The sequence below is a fragment of the Pseudomonas sp. NCCP-436 genome (assembly GCF_019656335.1).
Classification (GTDB): Bacteria; Pseudomonadota; Gammaproteobacteria; order Pseudomonadales; family Pseudomonadaceae; genus Aquipseudomonas.
On record NZ_BPLZ01000002.1, the window covers coordinates 386,884 to 402,207 of the forward strand.

Genomic DNA, 15,324 nt, shown 5'->3' on the forward strand with positions numbered 1-15,324 from the left:
TCGCCCTTTTTCGTGGACGCTTCGTCGATCTTTGGGAACCATTGCACGGATGCAGGTACAGAAAGCCCATGTCACTCATCAGTCGGCTTCTTTTCAAGCATGAACGCAGCCCCTACCATGCCGATGACTCAATCTGCGAGCCGCTCCATGCGTAGTCCCTATTGGCTGTTCGTTGTACTTATTCTGTTGCTGGCCGGTCTGCAGTATCGCCTGTGGGTTGGCGAGGGCAGCTTCGCCCAGGCGAGCCGTCTGCAGCAGCAGATTGCCGAACAGCAGGGCGAGAACGAGCGCCTGCTGGAGCGTAACCGGATCCTCGAGGCTGAGGTAATGGAACTCAAGCGCGGCATGGAAACCGTGGAGGAGCGTGCACGGCAGGAGCTCGGCATGCTCAAAGAGGGCGAGACCCTCTACCTGCTGACCGAATGAACACGAAATTCTGGCTGGTGGTTCCGGCTGCCGGTGTTGGCGCGCGCATGGCCGCTGACCGTCCCAAGCAGTACCTGCGGGTGGCCGGACGCTGCATTCTCGAACATACCCTCGACTGCTTTCTTGACCACCCGGGGCTGCTTGGAGCGGTGGTCTGCGTGGCGCCGGATGACCCTTTCTGGCCGCAGCTGGTAGTTGCCAGTGACCCGCGTATTCGCCGGGCCGATGGCGGGCGCGAGCGCGCCGACTCGGTGCTGGCCGGGCTCACGACCCTGATACAGGAGGGCGCGGCAGAGCAGGACTGGGTTCTGGTGCATGATGCCGCGCGCCCCAACCTGGCAGCGGAAGACTTGCATCGTCTGCTCGAAAGTCTGGCGACTGATCCGGTCGGTGGGCTGCTGGCGGTACCGGTGCGCGACACTCTCAAGCGTGTCGGGGGCGATGGCCGGGTGTGCGAGACCGTTGATCGCAGCGTGATCTGGCAGGCTTACACGCCGCAGATGTTTCGCCTCGGGACGCTGCGTCAGGTGCTTGATCAGGCGCTCCGGCAAGGTGTGACGGTGACCGACGAGTCCTCGGCCATGGAGTGGGCCGGCCATCAACCGCGACTCGTCGAAGGCCGGGCGGACAATCTCAAGGTAACCCGGCCAGAGGATCTCCACTATCTGCAACGCATCTGGTGTTCCAGGTAGTGACTGAGTCTGCGGATCCTATTTACTTCTGGCTGGGCGAATCGGATTTTCTGGCGACTCCAGAAGCCTGAAGTGTGCGGATCTTTGCGTTGGCAGCATTCGCTTGGTTTGGTGAAAAGACTTTTCAATAACTCAGGTTGCCCCGGCGTATTCTTTGCAGCTGCCAAGACCGCTGCGCAAGGCGTCGATCAGTTGGCGTACCTTGGGAGAGAGGTGGCGCTGCTGCGGATAGAGTGCCCAGACTGCGGTATTGGGGGGGCGGTGCTGATCGAGCAGGGATACCAGGCTACCGCTGCGCAGATGCTCCAGGACGTAGTAGTCCGGCAACTGGCACAGGCCGAAGCCGCGCAAGGCTGCATCGAGCACTGCCTGGCCGCTGTTGCAGCGCCAGTTGCCCTGTACCCGGATTTGGGCTTCCCGGCCGTTCTCGGCGAAGCTCCAGTGATCGCTGCTGCCGATCAGGCAATTGTGCCGCGCCAGTTCCGACAGTGAGTGCGGGCGGCCGTAGCGCTGCAGGTACCGCGGCGCGGCACACAGGTACATTTCCCGGGGTGCCAGACGTGTAGCCATCAGCCGCGAGTCCTGCAGGCGTCCGAGGCGAATGGCCAGATCCAGTCCTTCGTGGAGCAGGTCGAGCTGATGATTGGTCAGTTCAATCTCCACTCGAAGTTGCGGATGGCGGGCCATGAAGTCGTTGACCAGCGGCACGATAAAGCGCTCGCCATAGGCCACGGCGCAAGTCATGCGCAGCAGCCCCTTAGGTTCGGAGCCGAGGTCGCTGATCGCTCTCAGCGCCTCCTCGCGAGCATCCTGCAGACGCTGGCAGTGCTGCAAGAACAGTTGGCCAGCTTCGGTCAGCACTACGCTCCGGGTGCTGCGATAAAAAAGCCGACTCTGCAGTCTTTCCTCCAGGCGCGCCACCTGCCGGCTGACCTGTGAGGGGGATAGTCCGAGCCGCTCGGCGGCAGCAGTGAACTGGCCGCATTCGGCTACTGCGACGAATTCGTCCAGGCCTTCCCAGCGATTCATGGGGTTATCTCGACAAAGAACATGGTCATGAAGTGTCGATTTATTATCCCTGTATGGCAATAATGTTTTGCCTTTGTGCTGATTATCTCGCTGGGGAATGGCAATACACTGCAAGGCTATTGCTCAACCCAATGGAGTACTCACATGATCAAGTCCCGCGCTGCCGTGGCTTTTGCACCCAACGAGCCGCTGAAGATCGTTGAAGTGGACGTGGAGCCGCCGAAGGACGGCGAGGTACTGGTGCGCATTGTCGCCACCGGCGTCTGCCACACCGATGCCTACACCCTGTCCGGTCAGGACAGCGAGGGGGTGTTCCCGTGCATCCTCGGTCACGAGGGAGGTGGCATCGTCGAGGCGGTGGGCGAGGGGGTGACCTCGGTGAAGGTCGGCGACCACGTGATTCCGCTTTACACCGCCGAATGTCGCCAGTGCAAGTTCTGCAAATCCGGCAAGACCAATCTGTGCAGCTCGGTGCGCGCTACCCAGGGCAAGGGCCTGATGCCGGACGGAACCACCCGCTTCTCCTATCAGGGGCAGCCGGTCTACCACTACATGGGGTGCTCGACCTTCTCCGAGTACACCGTGCTGCCGGAAGTCTCGGTCGCGGTGATCCCGAAGGAGGCGCCGCTGGAGAAGGTCTGTCTGCTCGGCTGCGGCGTGACTACCGGCATCGGTGCGGTGCTCAACACCGCCAAAGTGGAAGAGGGTTCGACCGTTGCCATCTTCGGTCTCGGTGGCATCGGTCTGGCGACGATCATCGGTGCCAAGATGGCCAAGGCCGCGCGGATCATCGCCATTGACATCAACCCGGCGAAGTTCGACGTGGCTCGTGAGCTGGGCGCGACCGACTTCGTCAATCCGAAGGACCATGACAAGCCGATCCAGGAAGTCATCGTCGAGATGACCGATGGCGGCGTCGACTACAGCTTCGAGTGCGTCGGCAACGTGCAGTTGATGCGCGCCGCGCTGGAGTGCTGTCACAAGGGCTGGGGCGAATCCACCATCATCGGCGTGGCGCCGGCCGGTGCCGAGATCAGCACCCGTCCGTTCCAGCTGGTCACCGGTCGCGTCTGGCGCGGCAGCGCCTTCGGCGGCGTCAAGGGGCGTACCGAGCTGCCCGGCTATGTGGAAAAGGCGCAGCAAGGCGAGATCCCGCTGGATACCTTCATCACCCACACCATGGGCCTGGACGAGATCAACACGGCGTTCGAGCTGATGCACGAAGGCAAGAGCATCCGGACCGTCATCCACTTCTGATCCGGTGGCGGATGCGCTTTGTGCCTCGCATCCGCCTAGTGCGAGGTAATCTCATGACTCTGGAAATTGTTTCCAGTAACAAGAGTTTTGGCGGCTGGCACAAGCGCTACCGCCACCGCTCCACCGCCCTGAACTGCGATATGGTGTTCGCTGTTTATCTGCCGCCGCAGGCCGAGCAGGGCGTTCGTCTGCCGGTGCTGTACTGGCTCTCGGGCCTGACCTGTACCGACGAGAACTTCATGCAGAAGGCCGGCGCTCAGTGTATGGCGGCCGAGCTGGGGCTGATTATCGTCGCGCCGGACACCAGTCCGCGTGGCGAGGGGGTGCCGGACGATGCCGAGGGCGCCTATGATTTTGGCCTTGGCGCGGGCTTTTACGTTAACGCCAGCCAGGAGCCCTGGGCTCGTCACTACCGGATGTACGACTATGTGGTACAGGAGCTGCCGGCGCTGATTGAGGCCAATTTCCCGGTTTCGGACAGGCGTGGCATCGCTGGTCACTCCATGGGGGGGCATGGTGCGCTGATCTGTGCGCTGAAGAATCCCGGGCGTTACCATTCGGTTTCGGCCTTTGCGCCGATCAGCAACCCGATGAACTGCCCCTGGGGTGAGAAGGCTTTTGGTCGTTATCTGGGAGAGGATCGCTCGCGCTGGCGCGAGTGGGATGCCAGCGTGTTGATAGCAGAGGCCAGCGAGCGGCTGCCGATCCTGATCGATCAGGGCGATCGCGACGACTTCCTTGAAGGGCAGCTCAAGCCTGAGGCTCTACAGGCAGCGGCCAAGGCGGCAGGCTACCCGCTGACCTTGCGTATGCAGCCAGGGTACGATCACAGCTACTATTTCATCGCCAGCTTCATTGAGGATCATTTGCGTCACCACGCGCAGACATTGGTCTGACAGACCTACCCATGACAGCCTGGACTGCACGCAGAGTGCTTTCCGGGCTGTTTTCATTCGATCCATCCAGAAAGTTGCAGCAGTGCTGCCGGACACCAATGGACGGCGTTTGCGGTAGAATCGGCAATTTTTCAGGATGCTGGCTCATGCGTATCGGCCATGGTTACGACGTGCACCGCTTTGGCGAGGGCGAATTCATCACGCTCGGCGGAGTACGTATTCCACACAAATTCGGTCTGGTTGCCCATTCCGACGGTGATGTGTTGTTGCACGCCCTGAGCGATGCGTTGCTCGGAGCCGTGGCCCTGGGCGATATCGGCAGACATTTTCCCGATACGGATCCGACCTTCAAGGGCGCCGACAGTCGTGTGCTGCTGCGACATGTGCTGGCTTTGGTACAGGACAAGGGATATCGAGTGGGCAATGTCGATGCCACCATCATCGCCCAGACACCGAAAATGGCGCCGCATATCGAGACCATGCGCTCGCACATCGCCGAGGATCTCGGTGTTGAGCTGGATCAGGTAAACGTCAAGGCCACCACTACCGAGAAGCTCGGTTTCACCGGGCGCGAGGAGGGCATCGCGGTGCATGCTGTTGCCTTGCTGGTAAGGGCATGAGCGAGCTGCAGTTGCTCGGCCCGCGAGCCCATGGCCAGGCCTGTGGCCGGGCCGTACTGAAGGCGAGTGCCGAGGATTTTCAGGTCGACGAAGTGCTCGACATCCCTCTGGCCGGGCAGGGTGAGCACCTCTGGCTGTGGGTGGAAAAGCGAGGGCTGAATACCGAAGATGCGGCTCGGCGTATCGCCCGGGCGGCCGGCCTGCCGTTGCGCGCGGTCAGTTATGCCGGACTGAAGGATCGGCAGGCGCTGACCCGGCAGTGGTTCAGCCTGCATCTGCCGGGTAAGGTCGATCCAGATCTGGCCGCTGCACAAGACGATCAACTGGCCATCCTGCGCAGTCAGCGACACAGCCGCAAGCTGCAGCGTGGCGCGCATGCTGCCAACGGTTTCACCCTGCGCCTGACCGGTCTGCAGGCCGATCGTCAGACGCTTGAGCAGCGTCTGCAGTGCATTGCCGAGCAGGGCGTGCCCAACTATTTCGGTCTGCAGCGTTTCGGGTTCGATGGGGGTAACCTGCTGCAGGCACGTGAACATGCCGTCCGGCAGGCTCTGCCGGGATCGCGCAATCTGCGTTCTCGTCTGCTTTCAGCTGCACGCAGCTATCTGTTCAACCGGCTGCTGGCTGAACGAGTCGTCGACGGTAGCTGGAACCGGGCGCAGGTTGGCGATCTGCTGGCCTTCAGCGGCAGTCGCAGCTTTTTCATGGCCTGTGAGGCGGATTGCATGGATCCGCGCCTAGCCGTGCTTGATCTGCATCCTACCGGGCCGTTATGGGGGGAGGGCGAATCTCCAGCCGGCGGCTCCGTCCGGCAGATGGAACAGCAACTGGCAATTGCCGAGCAGTCCCTGGTCGATTGGCTGGTCAGTGCGGGAATGACGCACGAACGGCGTATTCTGCGCCTCCCCATCCAGGGTCTGACGTGGCATTATCCGGAACCCGATATTCTGCAACTTGCATTCGTCCTGCCGGCCGGGTGTTTCGCCACCGTTGTGGTGCGTGAACTCGTCGATCTGGTGCCGACAGGGCAGACGGATACTCCATGCGAATTCTGATTTCCAATGACGACGGGGTGAATGCACCCGGGATCGCCGCGTTGCACCAGGCGCTGGCTGATTATGCCGATTGCGTGGTGGTCGCGCCGGCGGAAGATCGCAGTGGCGTGAGCAGCGCTCTGACCCTGGATCGCCCGCTTCACCCCATGCGCCTGGCCAACGGTTACCTGAGCATCAATGGTACGCCGACTGATTGTGTCCACTTGGGCCTCAACGGCTTGCTGGAACCGGTGCCGGAGATGGTGGTATCGGGAATCAACCTGGGTGCCAATCTAGGTGACGACGTGCTTTATTCCGGCACGGTCGCCGCCGCGCTGGAGGGGCGCTTCCTGACCAGGCCGGCGTTTGCCTTTTCGCTGCTTTCACGCCAGGCCGACAATCTGCCAACCGCCGCCTACTTCGCGCGACGGCTGGTCGAAGCGCATGAACGTCTGGCGCTGCCGCCGCGTACGGTGCTCAACGTCAACGTACCCAACCTGCCGCTGGAGAACATTCGTGGCGTGCAACTGACCCGCCTTGGTCACCGAGCCCGGGCTGCGGCGCCGGTCAAGGTGGTCAATCCCCGAGGCAAGGAAGGTTACTGGATTGCCGCGGCTGGCGATGTCGAGGATGGTGGCCCGGGAACTGATTTTCATGCGGTCATGCAGGGTTATGTTTCGATCACGCCTCTGCAGCTCAACCGTACTTTCAATGAGGCTCTGGAGAGCATGGATGGTTGGCTGGAGGGAATCTTTTGATGCGCAGGCAGGATGATCTGCAGCGCCACGGGATCGGCATGACCTCGCAGCGCACCCGCGAGCGACTGATTCAGCGTCTTTATGAGGAGGGGTTGTCGAACCCGGGCGTGCTTGAGGTGATTCGGCGCACGCCGCGCCATCTGTTTGTCGACGAGGCCCTGGCGCATCGCGCTTACGAGGACACGGCGCTGCCTATTGGCCATAACCAGACCATTTCCCAGCCCTACATGGTTGGGCGCATGACTGAACTGCTGCTGGCAGCTGGCCCGCTTGACAAGGTGCTGGAGATCGGCACCGGCTCCGGCTATCAGACAGCCGTTCTGGCACAGCTGGTGGAGCGGGTATTCTCCGTGGAGCGAATCCAGGCTTTGCAGGATCGCGCCAAGGAGCGCCTGGCCGAACTCAACCTGCGCAACGTGGTCTTTCGCTGGGGTGACGGCTGGGAGGGTTGGAATGCGCTGGGGCCGTACAACGGCATTATCGTTACGGCGGCTGCCGCCAATGTGCCTCAGGCTCTGCTGGATCAGCTCGCGCCCGGTGGGCGGATGGTCATCCCGGTGGGCAGTGGCGACTTGCAGCAATTGCTGCTGATCGTGCGCGATGAGCATGGCGGTTTCACCCGCCATGAACTGGATATGGTGCGCTTCGTGCCGCTACTCAATGGGCCATTATCGTGAGGTTGTGCCAGGGATGATCAAGGATAACCTGCTGTTGTATTGCAAGGGGCTGGCTATGGGGGCCGTGGATGTGGTGCCAGGCTTCTCCGGGGGCACGGTGGCGCTGATCACTGGCATCTATCACCGCTTGCTGGCTGCCTTCGCTGCGATGCCGGAGGCATTTCTGCTGCTGCTTCGCGGCCGTATCAGTGATGCCTGGAGACGTTGTGACGCTACCTTCCTGCTGGTGCTGATGCTCGGCATTCTGACCAGCATCTTTACCTTGGCCAAACTGATCAGCTATCTGATGGCGGCACATCCGGTGCTGCTTTGGGCCTTTTTCTTCGGCCTGGTGCTGGTCTCGGTCTATCTGGTGGGGCGTGAAGTGAGCGTCTGGCGACCTGTCTGCCTGGTGGTTGCTGCGCTGGGCCTTGCGCTGGCGTTGTTCATCACTCTGTCGGCGCCCATGCAGCTGGCCGCAGATCCGCTGATCCTCTTTATTGCGGGTGCCATTGCCATCAGCGCCATGCTGCTGCCAGGAATTTCCGGCAGTTTCATCCTGGTGCTGCTGGGACTGTATCCGGTTGTACTGGGGGCGGTGAAGAATCTCGACATCCCGGTGCTGGCCCTTTTCAGTGCAGGTTGTGCACTGGGCCTGCTGGTCTTCTCTCGCTTTCTGACCTGGTTGTTGTCGCGACTGCGTGATCTGACCATGGCCTTCATGGCAGGGCTCATGCTCGGTTCGCTGGTCAAGGTCTGGCCCTGGAAGCAGACACTGACCTGGCAGACCAATCGCCACGGTGAGTCCTATCCGCTGCTTCAGGAGAATCTGTTGCCGCAGCGCTTTGTCGAGGTGACCGGACAAGCCCATCAGCTAGGCCTTGCCATCTGTCTGGCTGCCAGCGCGGTTGTGCTGGTGCTGTTGCTGGAATGGCTGGCGCGGCGGCGTGCCGCTTCGCTCGGACAACCGGTATCCTGAATGGGCGATGCAATTGAGAGGGAGTCTGGGGTGATTCGCTCGGTCGAACGGATATCGAACCATCTGTATGTGTTGGCGTCTGTCATGCTGCTGACTTTGCTGGGCGGCTGTGCCAGTTCCCCGCCCGGTGGGGTGGAGGTGGTCGACCGCAGCCAGGGCCGGGCGCAGGTGGCGCAGCGTCAGCCAGTGCGTACCGGTCAGTATGTAGTGCAGCGTGGCGATACGCTCTATTCCATCGCCTTCCGCTTTGGCTGGGACTGGAAGGCCCTGGCCGCCCACAATGGTCTGCGTGATCCCTACCTGATCAGGGTTGGGCAGGTCATTCGCTTCGATAACCGGGCTCCGATTGCTCAGCAACAGGCGGCTGCAAGGCCGAACCCGGCGGCGCCGGCAGTTACGACCACCAAGCCGGCTGCCAGTGTCGCCCGGCCGCAAACCTCAAGCACCGGTAGCAGCCAGGTGCAGGTAGCCAAACCGGCGGCTACGACAACGGCGGCGAATACGCCGGTCAAACCTGTGGCTCGTTCATCCACTGGTTGGGCGTGGCCTGCATCAGGGACTGTTATTAGTCGATTTTCCTCAAACGGTAGTTTGAATAAAGGCATTGATATCGCCGGGGAATTAGGACAGCCTGTTTTAGCTGCGTCTGATGGGACAGTGGTGTACGCCGGGAGTGGTTTGAGGGGCTACGGCGAGTTGATCATCATCAAGCACAGCGACACCTACGTCAGTGCCTACGGACATAACCGCAGGTTGTTGGTACGGGAGGGGCAGCAGGTCAAGGCCGGGCAAACCATCGCTGAAATGGGGTCTACGGGGGCGGATCGGGTCAAGCTGCATTTTGAAATTCGCCGCCAGGGAAAACCTGTCGATCCCCTACAGTACCTGCCTCGTCGTTGATCCGCCGTCAGTTCGTCCAACCGTAGGAGGGGCGGACTCAGGCATGGCCAGGAGGGCACAGCCGGAGTCTGTTGTCGAACTCAGATAGGGACAACAACAATGGCTCTCAAAAAAAAACAAGTGCCGGAGTTTGACGTTGACGATGAAGTGCTCCTGATGGAGCCGGACATCGTTCTTGCTGTGAACCAGAGTGATGAGGCGCAAGCGCCGTCGGCGTACTCGCAGAGCCGGCAGACCGCCTTCTCCAGGCAGCACAAGCACATCGACTACACCCGGGCATTGGATGCCACTCAGCTATACCTCAATGAAATCGGCTTTTCGCCTCTGCTGACTCCCGAAGAGGAAGTACATTTCGCGCGTTTGGCGCAGAAAGGCGATCCTGCCGGCCGCCGACGCATGATCGAGAGCAATCTGCGCTTGGTGGTAAAAATCGCCCGTCGCTATGTTAATCGTGGTCTCTCCCTGCTAGATCTGATCGAGGAAGGTAACCTTGGTCTGATCCGTGCCGTGGAGAAGTTCGATCCGGAGCGCGGCTTCCGTTTTTCTACCTATGCCACTTGGTGGATCCGTCAGACTATCGAGCGGGCCATCATGAATCAGACTCGCACCATCCGCTTGCCCATTCACGTGGTCAAGGAACTGAACGTTTACCTGCGCGCAGCCCGCGAGTTGACTCAGAAACTTGATCACGAGCCATCCGCCGAGGAAATCGCCAGCTTGCTGGAAAAACCGGTGGGTGAGGTCAAGCGCATGCTCGGTCTCAATGAGCGAGTGACTTCAGTGGATGTTTCGCTCGGGCCGGACTCGGACAAGACCCTGCTCGACACCCTCACCGATGACCGGCCTACCGACCCTTGTGAACTGCTGCAGGATGACGACCTCTCTCAGAGCATTGACCAATGGCTGTCGGATCTTACCGAGAAGCAGCGAGAGGTGGTGGTGCGTCGCTTCGGTCTACGCGGTCATGAGAGCTGCACTTTGGAGGAAGTTGGTCAGGAAATCGGTCTGACCCGTGAACGGGTACGACAGATTCAGGTCGAGGCACTCAAGCGTCTTCGCGAGATATTTGAGAAGAACGGCTTGTCCGGTGACGCGTTGTTTCAATAGCGCGATCTTTTGAACAGGGCCCTGCCGGTACTGCCGTCAGGGCTTTGCTTTTGTCTTTTATTCGATTTGTTGCGCGGCCTTTCAGGTGGCGCAGCTTTGTCACAAGCTGGCTATTTACCGTCTCTTCATGTCAGTTATTGCTTACAGTTGATGTCAGACTTCAGGTTGAAACTGTGCAGAACTTTTCAGGTTTTGATTGGTGGGCTAAGGGTAACTTGTTGTTTTTAAATAAGAAATAAATCGACATTGAACGGGTTGATGATGGGCGGATGCTGATATCGGCGAGTTGCCGGTTCTGCCTGGCTGTCTAATACTGACCTCGTGTTCAAGGACGAGCACAGGTTCTCAGGGAGAGAATCAGGATCATCGCATGATGCGATTCATCAGGATGATGAGCGAGGAAACAAGGAAATCAGGGACGAAGCAGGGCGGCGCAAGCCGCCCCTTTTTTTGCCTGCGATTTTCCTGGGGCAGAAACAAGAAGACCCGCCGAGGCGGGTCTTCCGAGTGGCTGCGGATGCTTAGCGCTCCAGGTGCTTGAGCTTTTCCTTGACGCCGTCCCATTCCTCGGCGTCCGGCAGCGGATCCTTGCGCTCGGTAATATTCGGCCAGACTTCAGCCAGTTCGGCGTTCAGCTCGATGAACTCCTGCATGTCGTCCGGTACTTCGTCTTCCGAGAAAATCGCCTGGGCTGGGCACTCCGGTTCGCACAGGGCGCAGTCGATGCACTCATCCGGGTGGATTACCAGGAAGTTCGGGCCTTCGTAGAAGCAATCCACCGGGCACACTTCCACGCAGTCGGTGTATTTGCATTTGATGCAGTTGTCGGTAACGACGAAGGTCATTTCTGATTCTCTCCTCGGGCGGCGATCTGAGCCCTTTCTGTGAGGGCTGCCGGCGCTTTATCGGTGCCGCGGCTCAGGCTGTAAACCGGGCTGTCATAAAAATGCGCGCGATTCTAACAGTTTGTGGGCGGCAGCGTTAGATGCGAGTTTTCCATACATATAACAGTTCGAGGGCCTGGCGCGGCGTCAGGTTGTCTGGATCAAGCCTGTGCAGTTCTTCAAGTAGTGGGTGCGGGGCACTGGCAAACAGGTCGCTTTGCACCGGCACCTGTGTCTGGGAGGGGATTTGCGCTGGCAGATCATGGACCAGGCTGGTGGCTTCCAGTCGTGCCAGGTGTTCACGAGCACGGCTGATTACCGGGTTGGGGACGCCCGCCAGTTGAGCCACGGCCAGGCCGTAGCTCTGGTTGGCCGGGCCGGGCTGGACATGGTGCAGAAAGACGATGCGTTCGTTGTGCTCGGTGGCCGACAGGTGCACGTTGGCCACCACCGACTCGCTTTCCGGCAGTACGGTCAGTTCGAAGTAGTGGGTGGCGAACAGCGTGAAGGCGCGTAGGCGAGCCAGGTGTTCTGCTGCTGACCAGGCCAGTGACAGGCCGTCGAAGGTGCTGGTGCCTCGGCCGACTTCGTCCATCAGTACCAGGCTGCGTTCGCTGGCGTTGTGCAGGATGTTGGCGGTTTCGCTCATCTCTACCATGAAGGTTGAGCGTCCGCCGGCCAGGTCGTCAGAGGAGCCGATGCGAGTGAAGATGCGGTCAACCAGCGACAGTTCACAGGACGCGGCAGGTACGAAGCTGCCGATGTGGGCCAGCAGAACGATCAGGGCGGTCTGGCGCATATAGGTGGACTTACCGCCCATGTTCGGGCCGGTGATGATCAGCATGCGGCGGTTTTCGTCAAGTTCCAGGTCGTTGGCGACGAAAGGAGTGGTCAGCACCTGTTCAACCACCGGGTGGCGGCCCTGAGTGATACGCATGCAGGGTTCGTCGACGAAGCGCGGCCGGTTCAGGTCGAGGTTCAGCGCTCGTTCGGCCAGGTTGCTCAGTACGTCCAGCTCGGCCAGGGCAGCGGCACTGTCCTGCAGTGGTGCAAGGTGGTCGATGAGCTTTTCCAGCAGCTCGTCGTAGAGCATTTTCTCTCGCGCCAGGGCGCGGCTCTTGGCCGAAAGAGCCTTGTCCTCGAATTCCTTGAGTTCCGGGGTGATGAAGCGCTCGGCACCCTTGAGAGTTTGTCGGCGGATGTAGTCGGCAGGCGCCGATTCGGCCTGTCTGGTCGGCAGCTCGATGTAGTAGCCGTGAACGCGGTTGTAGCCCACCTTGAGGTTGGCCAGGCCGGTGCGGGCCTTTTCCCGTGCTTCCAGGTCTATGAGGAACTGACCGGCGTTCTCGCTCATGGCCTGCAGTTCGTCCAGCTCGGCGTCATAGCCCGTCTTCAGTACTCCACCGTCGCGGATCACTGCTGGCGGATTGTCGATGATGGCGCGGCTCAGCAGATCGGCAAGATCCGGATAAGTGGCAATGTTGACGGCAAGCTGGCGCAGGTGCGGGGTATCGAGTGCCTGCATGGCCTGCTGCAGTGCTGGAAGTGCGGCAAGGGCGTCGCGCAGGCGGGCGAGGTCGCGTGGACGGGCATTGCGCAGGCCAATGCGCGCCAGGATCCGTTCCAGGTCGCCGATTTCCTTGAGCTGCGGTTGCAGTGCCTCGAAGCGATAGCCGTCAAGCAGACAGGCAATAGCTTCCTGGCGTGCTTCAAGAACCGCGCGGTCACGCAGCGGGCGGTTCAGCCAGCGACCGAGCAGGCGGCTGGCCATGGCCGTCTGACAGCGATCCATTACAGATTGCAGGGTGTTGTCGCGGCCGCCGGAGAGGTTGGTGTCCAGCTCAAGGTTACGGCGGCTGGCTCCGTCGAGGATCACCGTGTCGTCGAGTCGCTCATGGCGCAGGCTGCGCAGGTGGGGCAGTGCAGTGCGCTGGGTTTCCTTGGCGTAGGCCAACAGGCAGCCGGCCGCGCCTATGGCCAGGGTGAGGTTTTCGCAGCCGAAGCCTTTCAGATCCTGAGTGCCGAACTGCTGGCAGAGACTCTTGAACGCACTGTCGCGGTCGAAGTCCCACGGGGCTCGGCGGCGAGCCCCCTTGCGCTTTTCTGCGGGAAGGTCCTGCGGCCAGTCGTCCGGGATCAGAAGTTCAGCCGGATTCAGACGCTCCAGTTCGGCTAGCAGGTTTTCCCAGCCGGCAAGTTCCTGCACGCTGAAGCGGCCGCTGGTGATGTCCAGCACCGCCAGACCGAACAGGCGCTCGTCGCCAAGAAGCGCCGCCAACAAGTTGTCTCGGTGCTCGTCGAGCAGCGCCTCGTCACTAATGGTGCCGGGGGTGATGATGCGCACCACCTGACGCTCCACCGGCCCCTTACTGGTGGCAGGATCACCGATCTGTTCACAGATCACCACGGATTCGCCCAGCTTAACCAGTTTGGCCAGGTAGCTTTCGACCGAGTGGAAAGGGATGCCACACATCGGAATCGCCTGACCGGCCGACTGGCCCCGAGAGGTCAGGGTTATGTCCAGCAATTTGGCGGCCTTCTTCGCGTCTTCATAGAAGATTTCATAGAAGTCCCCCATACGATAGAACATCAGTTGATCCGGGTGCTGGTTCTTCAGCTTCCAGTACTGCTGCATCATCGGGGTGTGCGATGAGTAATCGTTTTTATCCATTTAAATCAATCACTTGAAATTATATAAACTGGATTTTTGGGTAAGTTTGAGGCTGTTTTGATACATTCTTCTCGGCCCCATCTGAATCGTTCCGGCACTATTGGGAACGCCAAATCTACCCATGGGCAGGTTCTGCCCAACACCGACTAGCCCTTGAGTATTCACTGCGTGATGTCGCTGCTGTTGAGTGGCCATTGCCCGGTCTTGAGCATAAATAGCTCGAAGATCCCAGTAAGCATTGTGCGGTCTCCTGCTTCCCACTGCTGCCAGGCACGCAACGACGCTTGGACTGTCTGCGCTGCTTTCATTTGAGTTAGCCCTGTAGCGATGCGCGCAGATGGTGACGGGCTCTGGAGCTTCTGAGGGGAAATCATGAGGTGCCGATAATATGGCTATAAGGTGCAGGTGGTCAGTTTGTTGCGCATTATATGCTCAACGCGCGTACTGGTTAGGAATTGTCGTTGCTGGGTAATGAATCGCCCCGGTTTTCCTAGACACTCTCCAAGCTTTGGGAATAACGCTTTGAATCGCCCCGGGCCTCGTGGAGGCCTCAACTCTTGAGAAGATGAGGCCATGAGAAAGACCACGACCTACTCCCCTGAAGTCCGTGAACGTGCCGTGCGCATGGTTCTGGAGCACCTGAACGACTACCCATCCGAGTGGGCGGCCATCGAGGCGATAGCGCCGAAGATCGGCTGCGCGGCGCAAACCCTGCATGGCTGGATTCGTCGCCATCAGACCGACGCCGGCCAGCGTCCGGGGCGACCACCGAAGAGCGTGAGCGCATCAAAGCCCTGGAGCGCGAGAGTCGCGAATTGCGCAAGGCCAACGAGATCCTGCGTCTGGCCAGCGCGTATTTTGCCCAGGCGGAGCTCGACCGCCGCACCAAGTCCTGAGGGCATTTGTCGATCAGTACCGTGACCGTCTCGGGGTCGAGTCGATCTGCCGTGTCTTGCAGGTCGTCCCGTCCGGTTACCGCAAGCATGCGGCCCGCCTGCGCAATCCGGCATTGCGCTCCTGCCGTGCTCGGCGCGACGAGGCAGTGAGTCTGGAAGTCCAGCGCGTGTGGAATACCAGCATGCAGTGCTATGGCGCGGTCAAGGTTTGGAAGCAGCTCCGGCGAGAAGGCATCGAGGCAGCCAGATGCACGGTGGAGCGGTTGATGCGTCGAGCTGGGTTGCAGGGCATAAGGCGCGGCCAGGTCGTGCGGACAACGGTGGCCGGAGACAAGTCGCTCTGTCCGCTGGATCGTGTCCAGCGCCAATTCCAGGCCGACCGCCCCAACCAGCTGTGGGTGTCGGATTTCACTTACGTGTCGACCTGGCAGGGATGGCTGTATGTGGCCTTCGTGATCGACGCCTTTGCGCGGCGTATCGTGGGGTGGCGAGTCAGTACCAGCATGAAGACCGACTTCG

The 15,324-nt window shown here is 60.4% G+C and carries 14 protein-coding genes, 1 pseudogene and 1 other annotated feature; of the genes and pseudogenes, 12 read left to right on the forward strand and 3 right to left on the reverse strand.

The features are described 5' to 3' along the window. The first annotated feature begins 147 nt into the window (after nt 1-147). Together NCCP436_RS03920 and ispD are read left to right on the forward strand one after the other, a co-directional pair. Nucleotides 148-426 carry a septum formation initiator family protein gene (locus NCCP436_RS03920; protein ID WP_220802478.1) on the forward strand — a complete coding sequence of 93 codons (279 nt, stop codon included), beginning with the start codon at nt 148-150 and terminating at the stop codon, nt 424-426. Further along, nucleotides 423-1,118, forward strand: a complete 696-nt coding sequence (gene ispD, locus NCCP436_RS03925; RefSeq protein WP_220802479.1) for a 2-C-methyl-D-erythritol 4-phosphate cytidylyltransferase — start codon at nt 423-425, stop codon at nt 1,116-1,118. Before NCCP436_RS03920 ends, ispD begins: the two co-directional genes overlap by 4 nt. Before the next feature lie 132 nt (nt 1,119-1,250). On the opposite strand, the gene NCCP436_RS03930 is transcribed toward ispD, so the two are convergent. Next, nucleotides 1,251-2,147, reverse strand: a complete 897-nt coding sequence (locus tag NCCP436_RS03930) for a LysR substrate-binding domain-containing protein (RefSeq protein WP_220802480.1) — start codon at nt 2,145-2,147, stop codon at nt 1,251-1,253. 144 nt (nt 2,148-2,291) lie between these two features. On the opposite strand from NCCP436_RS03930, the gene NCCP436_RS03935 reads away from it, so the two are divergent. The 9 genes from NCCP436_RS03935 to rpoS all read left to right on the forward strand — a co-directional run bounded on the left by NCCP436_RS03935 (nt 2,292) and on the right by rpoS (nt 10,354). After that, nucleotides 2,292-3,404 (forward strand): S-(hydroxymethyl)glutathione dehydrogenase/class III alcohol dehydrogenase, encoded by a 1,113-nt coding sequence (locus tag NCCP436_RS03935; RefSeq protein ID WP_220802481.1) that lies wholly within the window; start codon nt 2,292-2,294, stop codon nt 3,402-3,404. A gap of 53 nt (nt 3,405-3,457) precedes the next feature. Beyond that, nucleotides 3,458-4,300: an S-formylglutathione hydrolase gene (fghA, locus tag NCCP436_RS03940; protein WP_220802482.1), complete on the forward strand. Its 843-nt coding sequence runs from the start codon at nt 3,458-3,460 to the stop codon at nt 4,298-4,300. Nucleotides 4,301-4,446: 146 nt separating this feature from the next. Continuing rightward, a complete protein-coding gene (ispF, locus tag NCCP436_RS03945; protein ID WP_220802483.1) occupies nt 4,447-4,920 on the forward strand; it encodes a 2-C-methyl-D-erythritol 2,4-cyclodiphosphate synthase in 474 nt (157 codons plus the stop codon). Next, nucleotides 4,917-5,975 (forward strand): tRNA pseudouridine(13) synthase TruD, encoded by a 1,059-nt coding sequence (truD, locus tag NCCP436_RS03950; RefSeq protein ID WP_220802484.1) that lies wholly within the window; start codon nt 4,917-4,919, stop codon nt 5,973-5,975. The genes ispF and truD overlap by 4 nt, the downstream gene beginning before the upstream one ends. Beyond that, nucleotides 5,963-6,712 (forward strand): 5'/3'-nucleotidase SurE, encoded by a 750-nt coding sequence (surE, locus tag NCCP436_RS03955; RefSeq protein WP_220802485.1) that lies wholly within the window; start codon nt 5,963-5,965, stop codon nt 6,710-6,712. The genes truD and surE overlap by 13 nt, the downstream gene beginning before the upstream one ends. Nucleotides 6,713-6,750: 38 nt before the next feature. Beyond that, nucleotides 6,751-7,389 carry a protein-L-isoaspartate(D-aspartate) O-methyltransferase gene (locus tag NCCP436_RS03960; RefSeq protein ID WP_220802509.1) on the forward strand — a complete coding sequence of 213 codons (639 nt, stop codon included), beginning with the start codon at nt 6,751-6,753 and terminating at the stop codon, nt 7,387-7,389. Between the two features lie 16 nt (nt 7,390-7,405). Next, nucleotides 7,406-8,347: a DUF368 domain-containing protein gene (locus tag NCCP436_RS03965; protein ID WP_220802510.1), complete on the forward strand. Its 942-nt coding sequence runs from the start codon at nt 7,406-7,408 to the stop codon at nt 8,345-8,347. Then, the gene (locus NCCP436_RS03970; RefSeq protein ID WP_220802486.1) at nt 8,348-9,247 is read left to right on the forward strand and encodes a peptidoglycan DD-metalloendopeptidase family protein; all 900 of its coding nucleotides are present in this window, start codon (nt 8,348-8,350) and stop codon (nt 9,245-9,247) included. A gap of 99 nt (nt 9,248-9,346) precedes the next feature. Further along, nucleotides 9,347-10,354: an RNA polymerase sigma factor RpoS gene (gene rpoS / locus NCCP436_RS03975; protein WP_220802487.1), complete on the forward strand. Its 1,008-nt coding sequence runs from the start codon at nt 9,347-9,349 to the stop codon at nt 10,352-10,354. Between the two features lie 521 nt (nt 10,355-10,875). On the opposite strand, the gene fdxA is transcribed toward rpoS, so the two are convergent. Both fdxA and mutS read right to left on the reverse strand, forming a co-directional pair. Continuing rightward, complete coding sequence (gene fdxA / locus NCCP436_RS03980) at nt 10,876-11,199, reverse strand: ferredoxin FdxA (RefSeq protein WP_220802488.1); 324 nt, start codon at nt 11,197-11,199, stop codon at nt 10,876-10,878. Nucleotides 11,200-11,335: 136 nt separating this feature from the next. After that, nucleotides 11,336-13,909 (reverse strand): DNA mismatch repair protein MutS, encoded by a 2,574-nt coding sequence (gene mutS, locus NCCP436_RS03985; RefSeq protein WP_220802489.1) that lies wholly within the window; start codon nt 13,907-13,909, stop codon nt 11,336-11,338. A gap of 573 nt (nt 13,910-14,482) precedes the next feature. Here mutS and NCCP436_RS03990 point away from each other — a divergent pair. Beyond that, nucleotides 14,483-15,324 (forward strand): annotated as a pseudogene (locus NCCP436_RS03990) (IS3 family transposase); the annotation flags it as partial. Then, nucleotides 14,760-14,876: a sequence feature (AL1L pseudoknot), on the forward strand. Its footprint overlaps the pseudogene before it by 117 nt.

Bases quoted from the DNA above. Each gene is read 5' to 3' on its own strand.
- NCCP436_RS03920 (WP_220802478.1), top strand. From the start codon at position 148: ATGCGTAGTCCCTATTGGCTGTTCGTTGTACTTATTCTGTTGCTGGCC.
- ispD (WP_220802479.1), top strand. From the start codon at position 423: ATGAACACGAAATTCTGGCTGGTGGTTCCGGCTGCCGGTGTTGGCGCG.
- NCCP436_RS03930 (WP_220802480.1), bottom strand. From the start codon at position 2,147: ATGAATCGCTGGGAAGGCCTGGACGAATTCGTCGCAGTAGCCGAATGC.
- NCCP436_RS03935 (WP_220802481.1), top strand. From the start codon at position 2,292: ATGATCAAGTCCCGCGCTGCCGTGGCTTTTGCACCCAACGAGCCGCTG.
- fghA (WP_220802482.1), top strand. From the start codon at position 3,458: ATGACTCTGGAAATTGTTTCCAGTAACAAGAGTTTTGGCGGCTGGCAC.
- ispF (WP_220802483.1), top strand. From the start codon at position 4,447: ATGCGTATCGGCCATGGTTACGACGTGCACCGCTTTGGCGAGGGCGAA.
- truD (WP_220802484.1), top strand. From the start codon at position 4,917: ATGAGCGAGCTGCAGTTGCTCGGCCCGCGAGCCCATGGCCAGGCCTGT.
- surE (WP_220802485.1), top strand. From the start codon at position 5,963: ATGCGAATTCTGATTTCCAATGACGACGGGGTGAATGCACCCGGGATC.
- NCCP436_RS03960 (WP_220802509.1), top strand. From the start codon at position 6,751: ATGACCTCGCAGCGCACCCGCGAGCGACTGATTCAGCGTCTTTATGAG.
- NCCP436_RS03970 (WP_220802486.1), top strand. From the start codon at position 8,348: ATGGGCGATGCAATTGAGAGGGAGTCTGGGGTGATTCGCTCGGTCGAA.
- rpoS (WP_220802487.1), top strand. From the start codon at position 9,347: ATGGCTCTCAAAAAAAAACAAGTGCCGGAGTTTGACGTTGACGATGAA.
- fdxA (WP_220802488.1), bottom strand. From the start codon at position 11,199: ATGACCTTCGTCGTTACCGACAACTGCATCAAATGCAAATACACCGAC.
- mutS (WP_220802489.1), bottom strand. From the start codon at position 13,909: ATGGATAAAAACGATTACTCATCGCACACCCCGATGATGCAGCAGTAC.